The sequence below is a fragment of the Kitasatospora sp. NPDC059462 genome (genome assembly GCF_042749955.1).
Classification (GTDB): Bacteria; Actinomycetota; Actinomycetes; order Streptomycetales; family Streptomycetaceae; genus Kitasatospora.
The window spans coordinates 17,826-32,850 of sequence record NZ_JBHYUU010000090.1 but is presented as its reverse complement, the minus strand read 5'-3'; the positions used below and the strand labels follow the sequence as shown (position 1 = coordinate 32,850).

Here is a 15,025-nt window from a genome sequence, read left to right as displayed (position 1 = left end):
GGGTGGCCGGGGACGGGGTGGCCGGGGACGGGACGACGGGCGGCGGCCCCGGGTGGACCGGCCCCGGGCGGACCGGCCCGAGCGGGATGGCGCCCCACTGCGGCCCGGCGGACGGCGGCGGCGCGGCCTCCGGCGACGACGGGACGGACTTCTGCGGCGGCGAAGGCTGCGGTTCCTGTGGCGGAGGTGGCGGCTGGGCACCACTGTCCATGACGTCCCCCATCCTCTCGGGTCGCCTTCCGGCGAACGAGCTCGGACAGTAAAGCAGTTGAGGTGTCCACCGGACAGTCTTCCCGACCGCTGCGACACGTAACGGTCCGACTCCGATCCGTGCCCGTGCAAGAAATTGGAGTCCTGGAGTCGCATTCTTTAGCCTTTCGAACGTGAGGCTGACCAAGAGCACCGACATCGCCCTCCGCATCGCCATGCGGCTGGCCGTCCTCGACGAGGAGGCCAACCCGACCACCCGTGAGGTGGCCGAGGCGGTCGGCGTGCCGTACACCCACGCCGCCAAGGTGGTCAGCCGGCTGCAGCACCTCGGCGTGGTGTCGGCGCGGCGCGGTCGCGGTGGGGGCCTGTCCCTCACCACGCCCGGCCGCACCGGATCGCTCGGGCTGCTGCTGCGCGAACTGGAGGGGACGGGCGATGTGGTCGGCTGCGAGGACGAACCACCGTGCCCCCTGCGGTCGGCCTGCCGGCTGCGCGGGATCCTGCGCAGCGCGCAGGAGGCGTTCTTCGCCACCCTCGACCCGCTCTCGATCGGCGATCTGGTGACCGCGCCGACCGGACCCGTCCTGCTCGGCCTCACCCCGAGACCGGGCCTCACCGGCCCCACCCCGGGACCGGGCCTCACCGCGAGGCCCGAACCCGTCGCCGGCCTCACCGGCTGACGCACTCCGGCACACCCCGACGACCCACCGCAGCACCGCAGTTCCCCACCGCACGGCCCCACCGTCGCACCGCTTTCACCTCCCCACGCCGGTCCGCGCATCCGCACGGCCGAAAATACGACTCTCAAATTCCAGTTTGGAGCGCCTCCGATGCTGTCCGCCAAGTCCGCCGAGGTCGTCGAAGCCACCCTGCCCGTCGTGGGCGGTGCGATCGGCGACATCACGCCGCTCTTCTACGACAAGATGTTCGCCGCCCACCCGGAGCTGCTGCGCGACCTGTTCAACCGGGGCAACCAGGCCAACGGCAGCCAGCGCCAGGCGCTCGCCGGCTCGATAGCCGCCTTCGCGACCGCCCTGCTCGCCACCCCGGACAGCCGTCCGGACGCGCTGCTCGCCCGCATCGCCCACAAGCACGTCTCGGTCGGCATCACCGACGACCAGTACAAGATCGTCCACGAGCACCTGTTCGCCGCCATCGTCGAGGTGCTCGGCGAGGCCGTCACCCCCGAGGTCGCGGCCGCCTGGGACGAGGTCTACTGGCTGATGGCCAACGCGCTCATCGCCGTCGAGGGCCGGCTGCGCGACGAGGCCGCCGCCGCCCAGGGCACCGACCCGGACGACCTGTGGCGCCCGTACACCGTGGTGGCCCGCCACCAGGAGACCGACGACGTGACCAGCTACCTGGTCCGCCCGGCCGACGGCAGGCCGCTGCCGTCGGCCAAGCCCGGCCAGTACGTCTCGGTGCGCGCCGAACTCCCGGACGGCGCCCGGCAGATCCGCCAGTACAGCCTCTCCGGCGCCCCGGCCGGCGCGCTCCAGTTCAGCGTGAAGCGCGCCACCGCCGAGATCGCGGGCGGCCCCGAGGGCGAGGTCTCCAACCACCTGCACGCCACCCTGAAGGCCGGCGACGTCCTCGACATCGCCCCGCCGTTCGGCGACGTCGCGCTCGCCGAGGGCGACGGTCCGGTGCTGCTCGCCTCGGCCGGCATCGGCAACACGCCGATGACCGCGATGCTCGCCCACCTCGCCGCCACCGGCTCGGCCCGCCGGGTCGTCACCGTGCACGGCGACCGGGACCAGCTGTCGCACGCGTTCCGCGCCGACCTCGCCCGGCTGACCGCCGAGCTGCCGAACGCCACCACCCACGTCTTCTACGAGCGCCCGCTCGGCGACTGGCCGGCCGACCGCACCGGCCTGGTCGACCTGGCCTCGGTCGAGGTCCCGGCGGGCACCACCGCCTACCTCTGCGGCCCGCTGCCGTTCCTGCGCGCCGTCCGCGGCCAGCTCCTCGCGGCCGGCGTCCCGGCCGCCGACATCCACTACGAGGTGTTCGGCCCGGACCTCTGGCTCGGCCGGGACGCCTGACCCGGCGGCCCCCGGCGGGCCGACGCCGCCGCCCCGGACACCGGTGTCCGGGGCGGCGCGCCCGGCGTGGTGCGCCGCCGTCCGGAGCGGCGGCTCGGTACGATCACCGGCGTGCCGGACCGCTCCGGCACCTCGCACCCCGGGCTCGGGAGGACCCTTGCGCGTCGCGTTGTTCGCCACCTGCGTCAACGACGCGCTGCTGCCGTCCACCGCGATCGCCACCGTCCGGCTGCTGGAACGCCTGGGCGTCGAGGTCGACTTCCCGCCCGCGCAGACCTGCTGCGGCCAGCCGCAGTACAACAGCGGCTACGCGCGGGCCTGCGAACCGCTGGTCCGCCGCACTGTGCAGGCCTTCGCCGGGTACGACCACGTGGTGGCGCCGTCCGGCTCCTGCGTGGCCATGGTGCGCGACGCCCACCCCCGGATCGCCGCCCGGGCCGGCGGCGCACTCGCCTCCGACGTCGCCGCATTGACGCCCCGGGTGCACGAACTGGCCGAGTTCCTCACCGATGTGCTGGGCGTCGAGGACGTCGGCGCGTGGTTCCCGCACACCGTCACCTACCACCCCTCCTGCCACGGCCTGCGGCTGCTCCGCCTCGGAGACCGCCCGCTGCGGCTGCTGCGCGCCGTGCGCGGACTGGAGCTGGTCGACCTGCCCGGCGCGGAGGAGTGCTGCGGCTTCGGGGGCACCTTCGCCGTGAAGAACCCGGCGGTCTCGGCCGCGATGGCCGCCGACAAGACCGCCGACGCCGTGGCCACCGGCGCCGAGGTGCTGTGCGGCGGCGACAACTCCTGTCTGCTGCACCTCGGCGGCACCCTGCGCCGGCAGGGCGCGCCGCTGCGCCCGCTGCACCTCGCCGAGATCCTCGCCAGCACCGAGGCCGAGCCCTGGCGGGCGGCGCCGTGAGCGGGACCTTCCTCGGCATGCCCGCCTTCCCGCCCGGGGTCTCCCCCGAGGTGCCCTTCCCGCAGGCCGCCGCCGGGGCCGTCCGGGACGAACGGCTGCGCGGCAACCTGCGGCACGCCACCCGCACCATCCGGGAGAAGCGGGCCCGCGCCGTCGCGGAACTCGCCGACTGGGCGCAGCTGCGCGCCGCCGGCAAGGCGGTCAAGGACCGCACTCTGCTGCAACTCGACCGCTACCTTTTGCAGGTGGAGGAGAAGGTGACCGCCGCGGGCGGCACCGTGCACTGGGCCGCCGACGCCGCCGAGGCCAACCGGATCGTCACCGGCCTGGTCCGCGCCACCGGCGAGAACGAGGTGGTCAAGGTCAAGTCCATGGCCACCCAGGAGATCGGGCTCAACGAGGCGCTGGCCGAGGCCGGCATCCGCGCCTACGAGACCGATCTCGCCGAGCTGATCGTCCAGTTGGGCGACGACCGGCCCTCCCACCTGCTCGTCCCGGCGATCCACCGCAACCGCGGTGAGATCCGGGAGATCTTCGCCCGGCGGATGGCCGACTGGGGCCGCCCGGCCCCCGAGGGGCTCACCGACGCGCCCGGCGAACTCGCCGAGGCGGCCCGGCTGCACCTGCGGGAGAAGTTCCTGCGGGCCCGGGTCGCGGTCTCCGGCGCCAACTTCATGATCGCCGAGACCGGCACCCTGGTGGTCGTCGAATCGGAGGGCAACGGACGGATGTGCCTGACCCTCCCGCGCACCCTGATCTCGGTGGTCGGCATCGAGAAGGTGCTGCCCACCTGGCAGGACCTGGAGATCTTCCTGCAACTGCTGCCCCGCTCCTCCACCGCCGAACGGATGAACCCCTACACCTCGCTCTGGACCGGCACCCACGCCGACGGCCCGCACGGCGACGGACCCGAGGAGTTCCACCTGGTGCTGCTCGACAACGGCCGCACCGACGCGCTCGCCGACCAGGTCGGCCGCCAGACGCTGCGCTGCATCCGCTGCTCGGCCTGCCTCAACGTCTGCCCGGTCTACGAGCGGGCCGGCGGACACGCCTACGGCTCGGTCTACCCTGGGCCGATCGGCGCCGTCCTCACCCCCCAACTGCGCGGCACCACCACCCCCTTGGACGCCTCGCTGCCGTTCGCCTCCTCGCTCTGCGGGGCCTGCTACGAGGTCTGCCCGGTGGCCATCGACATCCCCGAGGTGCTGGTCCACCTGCGCGAGCGGGTCGCCGGGCAGCGCGGCCACCGGCTGGAACGCGCCGCGATGGCCGCCGCCGGCTACGTCCTCGACCGCCCCGCCCTGCTGCGGGCCGCCGAACGGGCCGCCGCCCGCACCCGGCGGCTCCACCCGCGCCGCCTGCCCGGCCCCGGCCGGGCCTGGACCGACACCCGGGAGCTGCCGGCCGTCCCCGCCGAACCGTTCCGCGACTGGTGGCGGAGGAACCGCCCGTGAGCGGCCGCCCGACACCCTCCACCGGCTCGCGCGACCTGGTGCTCGCCCGGATCCGCGCCGCGCTGCGCACCCGCGCGCCGCAGGAGGAGCCCGTGCCGCGCGACTACCTGCGCAGCCACGTGCCCGCCGACGACCCCGGCGCGCTGCTCGACCTGCTGGAGCACCACCTCGCCGACTACCGCGCCCTGGTCCACCGCTGCACCGCCGACCGGCTGCCGCTGCTGCTCGCCGCCCTGTTCGAGGCCCGCGGCGCCCGGACCGTGGCCGTCCCGCCCGGACTGCCGCCGGAGTGGCTCGCCGTCACCCGGGCCCGCGCGCTCCCGGACGACGGGCCCGAGGGCCCGCTCACCGCCGCCCGTCTGGACACCGTCGACAGCGTGCTCACCGGCTGCGCCCTCGCGATCGCCGAGACCGGCACCCTGGTCCTGGACGCCGGTCCGGCCCAGGGCCGCCGGCTGCTGACGCTCGTCCCCGACCACCACGTCTGCGTGGTCCGCGCGCCCGAGCAGGTGGTCGCCTCGGTCCCGCTCGCCCTCCCGCGCCTCTACCCGGGCCGCCCGCAGACCTGGATCTCCGGCCCCTCGGCGACCAGCGACATCGAACTCGACCGCGTCGAGGGCGTGCACGGCCCCCGCACCCTGGAGGTCGTCCTGGTGACGGACGGCGGCTGAGCTCCGGCACCCCGTGCGGCGCCCGTGCGGCCGGACGGTCCGGCTCGGGGCAGCGCTGCGCGTCAGGCCGGGCGGAGCTCCAGGGTGCAGCACTTGGGGCCGCCGCCGCCCTTGAAGAGCTCGGAGAGGTCGACCGGCACCGGCTCGTAGCCGGCGTCGGCCAGCCGCGCGGCCAGGGACTTCGCCGCTTCCGGGAGCAGCACCCGGCGCCCGTCGGAGACCGCGTTCAGGCCGAACGCCTCGGCGTCCTCCCGCTCGGCGAGGATGGCGTCCGGGTAGAGGCTGCGCAGCAGCGCCTGGCTGTCCGGGGTGAAGGCCTGCGGGTAGTACATGACGTGGTCGTCCGCGAGCACCGCCAGCGCGGTGTCCAGGTGGTAGAAGCGGGGGTCCACCAGTTCGAGGCCGAGCACCGGCAGGCCGAACACGGCCCGGGCCTCGGTGTGGGCGGCCGGGTCGGTGCGGAAGCCCGAGCCGGCCAGCACCCGGCGGCCGACCAGCAGGTGATCGCCCTCGCCCTCGTTGACGTGCTCGGCGCGCCGCACCTCGCGGTAGCCGCCGGCCCGGAACCAGGCGTGGTGGGCGTCGGACTCGGCGGCCCGCTCGGCGTACCGGAAGGTCGCCACCAGCACCCGGCCGTCGAGCACGGTCGCGCCGTTGGCCGTGTACACCATGTCCGGCAGGCCGGGCACCGGCTCGATCAGCTCGACGGTGTGGCCGAGCTCCTCGTACAGCGCGCGCAGCCGCTCCCACTGGCGGACGGCGAGCGTGGTGTCGGTCGGTTTCGAGGGGTCCATCCACGGGTTGATCGCGTACTCGACGGTGAAGTACGTCGGACGGCACATGAGGTAGCGCCGCGGCCTCGCGGTGCGCTCCGGGAATCGGTGGGACATGCGGCGACCTCCGCCATCGGGAAGGGACTTCGGGACGGGGCTTCGGAGCGGGCGCGGGCGGCGGCCGTTCCCGGCGTCCCGGCCCAGAGGGCGGCTGCCCCGGCAGGACCGTTCGCACACCCCTGCCGGACGGCCGGACGGCGCAGTCACCCGGCGCACGGGGGCGCGGAACCGCACGTGGCCGATCTCACGTACCGCAACCGGGCACCTACGGTGGCGTAGGTCACTTCAGACAGTGAACTATCTCTGTCATGCCGAACCTCCAGGAGACTCTTGACCTCGATTCCTACGTCGCCCTCGGGGACAGCTTCACCGAGGGGCTGAACGACCCCGCGGCCGACGGCGCCTTCACCGGCTGGGCCGACCGGCTGGCGGTGCTGCTCGCCGCGGGCCGGCCGCCGGGCGGCTTCCGGTACGCGAACCTCGCGGTGCGCGGCCGGCTGCTGGACCAGATCGTGGCCGAGCAGGTGCCGCAGGTCCGCCGCATCCAGCCGGACCTGGTCACCTTCTGCGCCGGCGGCAACGACATCCTGCGCCCCGGCAGCGACCCGGACGAGGTCGCCGAGCGCTTCGAGGCGGCCGTCACCCAACTCGCCGACTCGGCGGGCACGGTGCTGATCTGCACCGGCTTCGACACCCGCGGCGTGCCGCTGCTCAAGCACCTGCGCGGCAAGATCGCCACCTACAACGGCCACATGCGGGCCGTCGCCGACCGGCACGGCTGCCAGGTGGCCGACCTGTGGTCGCTGCGGGCGGTCCAGGACCGCCGCGCCTGGAGCGAGGACCGGCTGCACCTCTCCCCCGAGGGCCACCAGCGGGTCGCCCTGCTGGCCGCCCGCGCGCTGGGCCTGCGCACCGAGCAGGACCCGGAGGCGCCGTGGCCGGCCGTCCCGGTGCTCTCCCCCGCCGAGCAGCGCCGGGAGAACCTCCAGTGGGCCCGCGAGTACCTGCTGCCGTGGGTCGGCCGCCGGCTGCGCGGCGAGTCCTCCGGCGACCACGTCGAGGCCAAGCGGCCCGAGCTGATGCCGCTCTGACGCCCCGTCAGGCAGCCGGGCGCCGCCGGGCCGCCGACGCACCCAGGTGCGCCAGGGCGGCCGACGCGGCGCCGGCCAGGTACCAGAGCAGGTCCGGCGGGTTGAAGGTGGAGCCGAGCACCAGCCGGGCGAGCGCGCTGTACCGGGCGAGGTCGTCGGGGACGCCGGTGAGCTGGAACAGCTCGACCGCCCAGCTCAGCCCGGCGGCCCGGGCGGCCGCCGCCCACGGCCGCAGGCGCGGCGCCACCAGCAGCACGAGCGCGTACAGCAGCACCGTGTAGAGCGCGTCGCCCGCGTACTTGGCCGGCGTCGCCGCCGGCCACCGCGCGCACCCCGAGCCCCGCCGCCACCGTCAGCCCGGCGGCCACCGCGGCCGGGCCCCGGACCGCCCACCGCCCCCGAAGATCCTTCACCGTCGCATCGTAGGGCGTGTCCCGTGGACCGGGCCGGGGCGGGCGTGCCGTGCCGGGCCGGGGCACGGCGCCCCGGCCCGCCGGCCCGGCGGCCGCGAGACGCCCCGCCGCACGGCCCGCGCCGCACCCCCGACCGGCCCGATCCGCAGGACGCGCCCCACCCCCGGAACCGTTGCCGGCCCTCCGGCGTCCCTCCCTGCCGAAAGGCCGCGCGGGCGGCCCGGTAGCCTGCTGGCCGGCCCGTACGCGGCCGGGTCCGCGCCGGTCGCGGGCGGGAACGACTCAGAACAGGGCGGGGCGCAGTGACGCAGCTGACCGAGATGGTGATCGGGTCCGGGATACCGGCGGACGCGGCGGGGGCCGGGCGCGGGCCCGGGCGGCGGTTCACGGTCGAGGGCTTCGCGCCGGGCCAGGACGGCGGTGCCCGGGCGCGCGGCAAGGCCCTGCGCGCCCGCAGCCCGCGCGAGGGGCACGCCGAGTTCGCCCCGGCCACCGACCGCCCGACCGCCGTCGAGGCGATCGAGGCCTCCAACGCGGGCCGGCTCGCCGAGCTGGTGCCGATCCGGCTCGGCCGGATGGCCGCCACCCCGTTCGCCTTCCTGCGCGGCTCGGCCGGTCTGATGGCCGCCGACCTCGCCGCCACCCCGACCAGCGGCACCGTGGCCCAGCTGTGCGGCGACGCGCACGCGGCCAACTTCGGCCTGTACGGCGACGCCCGCGGGCGGCTGGTGATGGACATCAACGACTTCGACGAGACCGTGCCCGGCCCGTGGGAGTGGGACCTCAAGCGTCTCGCCGCGAGCCTGGTGCTGGCCGGCCGGGAGGTCGGCGCGGACGAGGACACCGCCCGTCGGGCCGCCTTCGACGCGGCCGGGGCCTACCGCCGCACCATGCGCGCGCTGGCCAAGCTGTCGGCGCTGGACGCCTGGAACGCCGTCGCGGACGAGCAGCTGGTCTCCTTCGCCCAGGCGCACGACCTCGCCGGGGTGCTGGAGAAGGTGGCCGCCAAGGCGCTCGGCAACACCAGCGCGCGCTTCGCCGCCAAGTCCACCGTCCGCACCGAGGAGGGCGGTTGGCGGTTCACCGCGGCGCCCCCGGTGCTCAGCGAGGTGCCGGACGACACCGCCGCGGCGGTGGCCGCCGCGCTCGGCCCGTACGTGCGCACGGTTCCGGCCGAGCTGCACCCGCTGCTCTCCCGCCACCGGGTGCAGGACGTGGCGTTCCGGGTGGTGGGCACCGGCAGCGTCGGCACCCGCTCCTACGTCGTGCTGCTGACCGACCACCGGGAGCAGCCGCTGGTGCTCCAGGTGAAGGAGGCCCGCCCGTCGGTGCTGCTGCCGTACCTGGCCCGGGCCGGCTATCCGGTGACCGCGCCGGACAGCCACGAGGGCCGCCGGGTGGTGCTCGGCCAGAAGCGGATGCAGGTGGTCAGCGACACCCTGCTCGGCTGGACGACGGTGGACGGACTCCCCTACCAGGTGCGGCAGTTCCGCAACCGCAAGGGCAGCGTGGACCCGGCGGCGCTGCTGCCCGCGCAGCTCGACGACTACGCCCGGATCACCGGTGCGCTGCTCGCCCGCGCCCACGCGCACACCGCCGACCCGGGGGTGATCACCGGCTACTGCGGCAAGAACGAGGCGCTGGACGAGGCGCTGGCGTCGTTCGCGGTGGCCTACGCGGACCGCACCGAGGCCGACCACGCCGATCTGGTGGCGGCCATCCGCTCGGGCCGACTCCCGGCCGAGCACGGCGTCTGATCAAGCCGCCCGGTCGTCACGGCCGGCCGGGTCCAGGAACGGCGCCACCGCCGCGACGAACTCGGCCGGCCGGGCCAGGTGCACCAGGTGCCCGGCCTCGATGGTCACCAGCCGGCAGTCCGCGATCAGCCCGGCCAGCTCGGCCGGTCCGGCCTGCGGGACGTGGCCGGCCGCGCCGCCGGCCACCAGCAGGGTGGGCGCGGTGATCGCGGCCATCCGCTCCAGCCAGCGCGGGTCGGGCCGGTCGATCTGCCCCTTGACCGCCCGGACCGCCGCCCAGTCGAAGTCCACCGGTCCGTCGGGGGCGTCGGCCACCGGGCTCGCCGGGCGCGGGCGCGGGGCGGGGACGTCCTCCAGCACCAGCCGCCCGATCCGCCCGGGCTGCTCCTGGGCGACCAGGTAGGCGACGGCGCCGCCCATGGAGTGGCCGACCAGGTCGGCCCGGGGCAGCCCGAGCGCGTCCAGGAAGGCGAGCACGTCGTCGCGCATCGCCTCCAGGGCGTAGTGGCCGGGGCGGTCGCTGTCGCCGTGGCCGCGCAGATCGAGAGCCAGCACGCGGTGCCGTGGGGCGAGCGCGGGGAGCACCGGCTCCCAGTCGGCGGCCCGCTCGCCGAGCGCGTGCAGCAGGACCAGCGGCGGGCCGTCGGCCGGGCCGCTCTCCCGGTAGGCGAGGGTGAGGCCCGGCAGTTCCACCGTCCGATGTTCGGTCATGCCGACCACGGTAGGCCGGGCACCGCGTCCACGGACCCGGCGTTCGCCCACCGCTCAACCGGACGCCGGGGTCCCCTCCCGGACCGGGCCGGGCGCCGGCGCGCCCGGTGCCCCGGCCGCCGCGGCCGCCTCCGCGCGCGCCGTCGCCCGGCCCGCCAGCACCGAGGCCAGCACCGCGAGGGCGGCCAGGGCCGCGCAGACGCCGCTCGCCCAGGCGTAGGCCTCCCGGTGCCTGCCGCCCCCGCCGGTCGCCCGCAGATAGACGCCGGAGAGCGCCGAGACGCCGACCGCCGCCGCGATCCGCTGCGCCATCTGCAGGATCGCCCCGCTCACCCCGGCCGCCTCGGCCGGCGCGTGGCGCAGGACGAAGGCCTGGTTGGGCGCCCCCATCAGTCCGATCGAGGCGCCGCCCAGCAGCTGGAGCAGCGCGAGCAACCAGGGCAGCGTGCCGGCCGGTGCCCGCAGCGCGAGCAGGCCGCCGGCCAGCATCACCAGCGCCGAACCGGTCATGCCCGCCGTGACGGTCCGCCGGCCGAAGCGCTGCACCACCCGCCAGGAGAACGCCGAGGCGAAGCCCATCGCGACCGCCGAGGGCAGCGCCACCAGCGCCGCGCCGAGCGGCGACAGGCCGAGCCCGTCCTGAAGGAACATGGTCAGCACCAGCCCGGCGGCCAGCGAGGAGCCGAACTGGGCCATCGCCACCGCCGTCCCCAGCGCGTACGGCGCCGAGCGGGTCAACGCCGGGTGGATCAGCGGGTGGCGTCCGGCCCTGGCGTAGCGGCGCTGCCACCCGGCCAGCGCGCCCAGCAGCACGACCGCGGCGGCGGCGAAGCCGAGCCCGCCCGCCCAGCCGGGCGGCTGGACGAACGGCAGCATCAGCACCAGGGTCAGCGCGGCGACCAGCAGCAGCCCGACCAGGTCGAGGTCGGCGTGCCGGCTGCTGGGGCGCGGGCGCGGCAGGTGGCGGGCCGCCAGCAGCACCGTGGCGAGGCCGAAGGGGACGTTGAGCAGGAAGGTCAGCCGCCAGCCGTGCTCCGGCCCGACGGCGGCGAGCACGGCCCCGCCGACCGGCGGCCCGAGGGCGAAGGCGAGGCCGCCGGTGACCGCGTACATCCCGAGCGCCCGGGCCCGCAGCTGGCCCTGGAAGACGTCCTGGAGGGTGCCGATCATCTGGGAGTTCACCAGCCCGGCCCCGGCGCCCTGGAGCAGCCGGGAGGCGACCAGCAGCCACGGCTCGGTGGCGGTCGCGGAGAGCAGGCTGACGACGGTGAACAGGGCGAGGCCGCCGACGAAGAACCACTTGCGGCCCCGGACGTCGCCGAGCCGCCCGCCGGGGATCAGGGCCAGCCCGAAGGCGAGCGAGTAGCCGGCCACGATCCACTGCAGGTGCGCGGGCTGGGCGTGCAGCGACTCGCGCAGCGCCGGGATCGAGGTGTTGAGCACCGACTGGTCGATGAGGGTGGTGAAGCCGCCCGCGACGCAGACCAGCAGCACCCGCCGCCCGGCCGCGTCGAACTTCTCCTTGACGGGGGGCGCCGGTATCGCGCCGGTCGCGCTCACGGCTCGACCACCACCAGCGCGTACCGGGCCCCGTCCGGGCCGGGGCAGCGGAAGCGGGTGGTCCCGGGGACGAACCGCAGGCAGTCGCCGGCCTCCAGCAGTTCCTCGGCGCCGTCGACGGTGAGCGCCAACCGGCCCTCCAGCAGCCACAGGTGGTGCTCCCGGCCGGTGTCGCAGGGCTTGTCGTAGGCGATGTCGCCGCCGGCCGGCAGCCGCCCCTCGATCACCTCGGCGCGCAGCGAGCCGTGCGGCGGCGAGACGGAGCGCCGCACGAACCCGGTCGCCTCGTCCCGCCACACCCGCTGGTCCGCGGCCCGCACCAGCCACGCCGGCGCCGCCTCCACCTCGGCGAGCAGCCGCGACATGCTCCGCCCGTACACGGCGCAGAGCCGCCCGAGCAGCGCCGCCGTCGGGCTCACCTCCGCCCGCTCGACCCGCGACAGCGTCGAGCGGCTGACGTCCGCCCGCCGCGCCAGCTCCTCCAGCGTCCACCCGCGCTCGACCCGCAACTCGGCGAGCCGCTCCGCCAGCCGTTCGTCGGCGGCCGTGTCCATTCCCATATCCGTGATGCTATCCCGGATACGGGAATGACCTTTCGGCGCAGCCCCGCCCTCCCGCCGGCGCCGGCCCCGACGGGGCGGGACGCGCCATGCCGAGGGTTCCGGCCAGGCGGGCTCGCGATCATATGATGTGCGCGATCACGGGCCCTGGCGGCCCACGCGAAACACCGGGGGAACCACATGTTCGGCATCATCAGACCGTGCCGTCACCGCCTCTCCGAGCGGCTCCAGGCGAGTTGGACGGCCCACCTCTGCGGGCTCTGCCTCGCCCTGCGGGACGACCACGGGCAGTTGGCGCGCACCGCCACCAACTACGACGGGCTGATCGTCTCGGTGCTGGTCGAGGCCCAGGCCACCGCCGGTGAGGGCGCCGGACGGCGGACCGCCGGGCCGTGCCCGCTGCGCGGCATGCGCACCGCCTCCGTCGCCCGGGGCGAGGGCGCCCGGCTGGCCGCGGCCGTCTCGCTGGCGCTCGCCTCGGTGAAGATCCGCGACCACGTCGAGGACCGGGACGGCGTCTTCGCCCGGCGGTCCGTGGCGGCGGGCGCCCGGGCGGTCACCCGGCGCTGGGACCGCAAGAGCGCCGGCGTCGCCTCGGTGGTCGGCTTCGACACCGCCGTCCTGCTGGACGCGGCCGCCCGGCAGGGCGGGCTGGAGCGCGCGCTGCCCGCCGGCGGGTCGGTGCTGCTGGTCACCGAGCCCACCGAGACCGCCACCGCCGCCGCGTTCGCGCACACCGCCACGCTGGCCGGCCGGCCCGGGAACGCCGCGCCGCTGGCCGAGGCGGGGCGGCTGTTCGGACGCCTCGCGCACCTGCTGGACGCCGCCGAGGACCAGGAGGCGGACGCCGCGAGCGGCGCCTGGAACCCGCTCACCGCAACCGGCACCGACCGCGCCGAGGCCGAGCGGCTCTGCCGCGACGCCGTGCACGGCATCCGGCTCGCCCTGCGGGACGTCGAACTGGCCGACCGCGCCCTGGTGCACGTCCTGCTCGCGCACGAGACCGAGCGCGCCGTCGAGCGGGTCTTCGGCCGGCCCGGCCACACCGCCTGCCGGGTCGGGGCCGAGCACGACGGCGGCACCCCGCTCGCCGGAAACCCGTACCAGGCGCCGCCGCGGCACGACCCCGGCCAGGCACCGCCGCAGGGCCCCGGTGCGCCGGTGCCGCCCTGGGTCCCGCAGGGTCCCGGCTTCACCCCGCCCGGGGCGCCGCCGCCGAACCGCCGCAACCTGCTGGCCGGTTGCGCGATGTGGGCGCTGCTGGGCTGCACCTGCCAGCTGCTCTGCTGCGAGCACGACCACCCGTTCAGCGGCGAGCGCCGCGAGGGGTTCTGCGCCCGGCACGACTGCTGCGACTGCGGCAACTGCTGCGACGCCTGCCAGTGCTGCGGGGACGGCTCCGACTGCTGCAGCGGCTGCTGCGACTGCGGCGACTGCAGCTGCGGCTGCGACTGCTGAACGACCGCGCACACACCCTCAGGTGGAGCCGGCCCCCGGTCCGACGGCGTTCCGGCGGCCGGGCCGGCTCCCCCTCGCGGCGTAGCGGTGCTCCACCGGCGGAGCGACGTGCCGGGGAGCACGGCGAACCTAACGTGGCGTCATGTCGAAGAACCGACGGTGGCACTGCGCCGCCCTGACGATCGTGTCCACCACCCTGGTCCTGGCCCTGGCCGGTCCGGCCACCGCCGCGACCGGCGCCACCGGGGAGGGCGCGGCCGGCACCAGCACCAGCACCAGCACCAGCACCACAGCCACGGCCACGGCCGGGCCCCGCGTTCCCGCACCGACCGCGCACCGGCCGGTCGGCACGTCCTCCGCCCGGCTGGTCGACCCGAGCCGGCCCGACCCCTGGCGTCCGGACACCGCGAGCCGCGAGCTGATGGTCACCTTCTGGTACCCGGCGAGCTCGCCCCGCGGCGCCCACGCGCCGTACATATCACCGAAGTTGTCCCGCGCCCTGTACGGCCTGGACGAGCCCGCCACGCTGCGGGCCAACGCCGTGGCCGACGCCCGGCCGGCCCCCGGCCGCCACCCGTTGATCCTGCTCTCCCCCGGCTTCGGCATGAGCCGCACCACGCTCACCGCCCTCGGCGAGGAGTTCGCCGCCCGGGGCTACGCGGTGGCCGCCGTCGACTCCACCTACGAGACCTCGGTGGAGTTCCCCGGCGGCCGCATCGAGTCCTGCCTGGCCTGCGGGCTGGAGGGGACGGACCCCGAGTTCGGCGCGAAGTCCTCCCGCGCCCGGGCCGCCGACCTGCGCTTCGTGCTCGACCGGCTGACCGCCCCCGGCCGCGGCGGCCCGGTCCGCGGGCTGAGCGTGGACCCCTCGCGGATCGGCGCCGCCGGACACTCGCTCGGCGGGGCGGCCGCCCTGGAGGCGATGCGCGAGGACCCGCGGATCAAGGCCGCCGCCGACCTGGACGGCAGCATCTGGATCCCGGCCGGTGACGACTCCGGGCGCCCGGCCCTGCTGTTCAGCGCCGGGGTCGGCGCCTCACCGGAGGCCACCCAGAACTGGGAGGACAACTGGAAGCGGTTCACCGGCCCCCGCTACTGGGTGGACCTGCCCACCGCCGGGCACCTGTCGTTCTCCGACGAGCAGTGGATCATCGACGACCTCGGCCTGCGTGACCAACTGCCGCCGGACACCTACCGGGAGAGCTTCGGCACCATCACCGGGAACCGCGCACTGGCCGCCACCCGCGCCTACCTGGGCGCGTTCTTCGACCGGCACCTGCTCGGCCGCCCGGCCCCGCTGCTCGACCGGCCGTCGCGCGCCTTCCCCGAGGTGCGCTTCGCCAAGTAGCCCGCCG

General features: G+C 76.1%; 14 protein-coding genes and 1 pseudogene. 9 read left to right on the top strand and 6 right to left on the bottom strand.

Going from position 1 to position 15,025, the window contains the following annotated elements:
• A pseudogene (locus ACFXAM_RS22235) lies at positions 1-211 on the bottom strand (hypothetical protein); the annotation flags it as partial.
• 172 nt (positions 212-383) lie between these two features.
• On the opposite strand from ACFXAM_RS22235, the gene ACFXAM_RS22230 reads away from it, so the two are divergent.
• The 5 genes from ACFXAM_RS22230 to ACFXAM_RS22210 all read left to right on the top strand — a co-directional run bounded on the left by ACFXAM_RS22230 (position 384) and on the right by ACFXAM_RS22210 (position 5,287).
• On the top strand, positions 384-890 hold the full coding sequence (locus tag ACFXAM_RS22230) for an RrF2 family transcriptional regulator (protein WP_380293829.1): 507 nt from the start codon (positions 384-386) through the stop codon (positions 888-890).
• Positions 891-1,040: 150 nt separating this feature from the next.
• Positions 1,041-2,255 (top strand): globin domain-containing protein, encoded by a 1,215-nt coding sequence (locus ACFXAM_RS22225; RefSeq protein WP_380293827.1) that lies wholly within the window; start codon positions 1,041-1,043, stop codon positions 2,253-2,255.
• A 157-nt stretch (positions 2,256-2,412) separates the two neighbouring features.
• A complete protein-coding gene (locus ACFXAM_RS22220) occupies positions 2,413-3,162 on the top strand; it encodes a (Fe-S)-binding protein (RefSeq protein ID WP_380293825.1) in 750 nt (249 codons plus the stop codon).
• Complete coding sequence (locus ACFXAM_RS22215) at positions 3,159-4,616, top strand: lactate utilization protein B (RefSeq protein ID WP_380293823.1); 1,458 nt, start codon at positions 3,159-3,161, stop codon at positions 4,614-4,616. The genes ACFXAM_RS22220 and ACFXAM_RS22215 overlap by 4 nt, the downstream gene beginning before the upstream one ends.
• A complete protein-coding gene (locus ACFXAM_RS22210; protein ID WP_380293821.1) occupies positions 4,613-5,287 on the top strand; it encodes a lactate utilization protein C in 675 nt (224 codons plus the stop codon). Before ACFXAM_RS22215 ends, ACFXAM_RS22210 begins: the two co-directional genes overlap by 4 nt.
• Positions 5,288-5,349: 62 nt before the next feature.
• On the opposite strand, the gene ddaH is transcribed toward ACFXAM_RS22210, so the two are convergent.
• Positions 5,350-6,177, bottom strand: a complete 828-nt coding sequence (ddaH, locus tag ACFXAM_RS22205) for a dimethylargininase (RefSeq protein WP_380293819.1) — start codon at positions 6,175-6,177, stop codon at positions 5,350-5,352.
• A 251-nt stretch (positions 6,178-6,428) separates the two neighbouring features.
• Between ddaH and ACFXAM_RS22200 the strand changes: the two genes are divergently transcribed.
• Positions 6,429-7,211, top strand: a complete 783-nt coding sequence (locus ACFXAM_RS22200) for an SGNH/GDSL hydrolase family protein (RefSeq protein ID WP_380293817.1) — start codon at positions 6,429-6,431, stop codon at positions 7,209-7,211.
• 7 nt (positions 7,212-7,218) lie between these two features.
• Here ACFXAM_RS22200 and ACFXAM_RS22195 read toward each other — a convergent pair whose 3' ends face one another.
• Complete coding sequence (locus tag ACFXAM_RS22195; RefSeq protein ID WP_380293815.1) at positions 7,219-7,485, bottom strand: DUF2809 domain-containing protein; 267 nt, start codon at positions 7,483-7,485, stop codon at positions 7,219-7,221.
• A gap of 459 nt (positions 7,486-7,944) precedes the next feature.
• On the opposite strand from ACFXAM_RS22195, the gene ACFXAM_RS22190 reads away from it, so the two are divergent.
• Complete coding sequence (locus ACFXAM_RS22190) at positions 7,945-9,381, top strand: DUF2252 domain-containing protein (RefSeq protein ID WP_380293831.1); 1,437 nt, start codon at positions 7,945-7,947, stop codon at positions 9,379-9,381.
• Here ACFXAM_RS22190 and ACFXAM_RS22185 read toward each other — a convergent pair whose 3' ends face one another.
• The 3 genes from ACFXAM_RS22185 to ACFXAM_RS22175 are packed head-to-tail and all read right to left on the bottom strand — an operon-like array spanning position 9,382 to position 12,212.
• Complete coding sequence (locus tag ACFXAM_RS22185; protein ID WP_380293813.1) at positions 9,382-10,092, bottom strand: alpha/beta fold hydrolase; 711 nt, start codon at positions 10,090-10,092, stop codon at positions 9,382-9,384.
• A gap of 54 nt (positions 10,093-10,146) precedes the next feature.
• Positions 10,147-11,652 (bottom strand): MFS transporter, encoded by a 1,506-nt coding sequence (locus ACFXAM_RS22180; RefSeq protein ID WP_380293811.1) that lies wholly within the window; start codon positions 11,650-11,652, stop codon positions 10,147-10,149.
• Positions 11,649-12,212, bottom strand: coding sequence for a helix-turn-helix domain-containing protein (locus ACFXAM_RS22175; protein WP_380293809.1), 564 nt, complete (start codon positions 12,210-12,212; stop codon positions 11,649-11,651). Before ACFXAM_RS22175 ends, ACFXAM_RS22180 begins: the two co-directional genes overlap by 4 nt.
• A gap of 180 nt (positions 12,213-12,392) precedes the next feature.
• On the opposite strand from ACFXAM_RS22175, the gene ACFXAM_RS22170 reads away from it, so the two are divergent.
• Positions 12,393-13,670, top strand: coding sequence for a DUF5685 family protein (locus tag ACFXAM_RS22170; RefSeq protein ID WP_380293807.1), 1,278 nt, complete (start codon positions 12,393-12,395; stop codon positions 13,668-13,670).
• 142 nt (positions 13,671-13,812) lie between these two features.
• On the top strand, positions 13,813-15,018 hold the full coding sequence (locus ACFXAM_RS22165; RefSeq protein ID WP_380293805.1) for an alpha/beta hydrolase family protein: 1,206 nt from the start codon (positions 13,813-13,815) through the stop codon (positions 15,016-15,018).
• Positions 15,019-15,025: the final 7 nt, after the last annotated feature.

Bases quoted from the DNA above. Each gene is read 5' to 3' on its own strand.
- ACFXAM_RS22190 (WP_380293831.1), top strand. From the start codon at position 7,945: ATGGTGATCGGGTCCGGGATACCGGCGGACGCGGCGGGGGCCGGGCGC.
- ACFXAM_RS22170 (WP_380293807.1), top strand. From the start codon at position 12,393: ATGTTCGGCATCATCAGACCGTGCCGTCACCGCCTCTCCGAGCGGCTC.
- ACFXAM_RS22175 (WP_380293809.1), bottom strand. From the start codon at position 12,212: ATGGGAATGGACACGGCCGCCGACGAACGGCTGGCGGAGCGGCTCGCC.
- ACFXAM_RS22165 (WP_380293805.1), top strand. From the start codon at position 13,813: ATGTCGAAGAACCGACGGTGGCACTGCGCCGCCCTGACGATCGTGTCC.
- ACFXAM_RS22225 (WP_380293827.1), top strand. From the start codon at position 1,041: ATGCTGTCCGCCAAGTCCGCCGAGGTCGTCGAAGCCACCCTGCCCGTC.
- ddaH (WP_380293819.1), bottom strand. From the start codon at position 6,177: ATGTCCCACCGATTCCCGGAGCGCACCGCGAGGCCGCGGCGCTACCTC.
- ACFXAM_RS22185 (WP_380293813.1), bottom strand. From the start codon at position 10,092: ATGACCGAACATCGGACGGTGGAACTGCCGGGCCTCACCCTCGCCTAC.
- ACFXAM_RS22200 (WP_380293817.1), top strand. From the start codon at position 6,429: ATGCCGAACCTCCAGGAGACTCTTGACCTCGATTCCTACGTCGCCCTC.